This is a genomic window from Pseudescherichia vulneris NBRC 102420 (assembly GCF_000759795.1).
GTDB lineage: Bacteria > Pseudomonadota > Gammaproteobacteria > Enterobacterales > Enterobacteriaceae > Pseudescherichia > Pseudescherichia vulneris.
Genome location: NZ_BBMZ01000054.1, coordinates 1 through 956 on the forward strand (window position 1 = coordinate 1; position 956 = coordinate 956).

General features: G+C 55.8%; 1 protein-coding gene. It reads left to right on the forward strand.

The features are described 5' to 3' along the window. The coding region (gene tuf, locus EV102420_RS20795) for an elongation factor Tu (protein WP_052512396.1) at positions 1-956 on the forward strand (956 nt) is incomplete at both ends.

The window sequence follows — 956 nt, forward strand, 5'->3', positions numbered from 1 at the left end:
CCGGAAGAGAAAGCTCGTGGTATCACCATCAACACCTCTCACGTTGAGTATGACACCCCGACTCGCCACTACGCGCACGTAGACTGCCCGGGCCACGCCGACTATGTTAAAAACATGATCACCGGTGCTGCGCAGATGGACGGCGCGATCCTGGTTGTTGCTGCGACTGACGGCCCGATGCCGCAGACCCGTGAGCACATCCTGCTGGGTCGTCAGGTAGGCGTTCCGTACATCATCGTGTTCCTGAACAAATGCGACATGGTTGATGACGAAGAGCTGCTGGAACTGGTTGAGATGGAAGTGCGTGAACTTCTGTCCCAGTACGACTTCCCGGGCGACGACACCCCGATCATTCGTGGTTCTGCGCTGAAAGCGCTGGAAGGCGAAGCTGAGTGGGAAGAGAAAATCGTTGAGCTGGCTGGCTACCTGGATTCCTACATCCCGGAACCAGAGCGTGCGATTGACAAGCCGTTCCTGCTGCCGATCGAAGACGTATTCTCCATCTCCGGTCGTGGTACCGTTGTTACCGGTCGTGTAGAGCGCGGTATCATCAAGGTTGGTGAAGAAGTTGAAATCGTGGGTATCAAAGATACTGCGAAATCTACCTGTACCGGCGTTGAAATGTTCCGCAAACTGCTGGACGAAGGTCGTGCAGGCGAGAACTGCGGCGTTCTGCTGCGTGGTATCAAGCGTGAAGAGATCCAGCGTGGCCAGGTTCTGGCTAAGCCGGGCTCAATCAAGCCGCACACCAAGTTCGAATCCGAAGTGTACATCCTGTCCAAAGACGAAGGCGGCCGTCACACTCCGTTCTTCAAAGGCTACCGTCCGCAGTTCTACTTCCGTACAACTGACGTGACTGGCACCATCGAACTGCCGGAAGGCGTAGAGATGGTAATGCCGGGCGACAACATCAAAATGGTTGTTACCCTGATCCATCCGATCGCGATGGACGACGG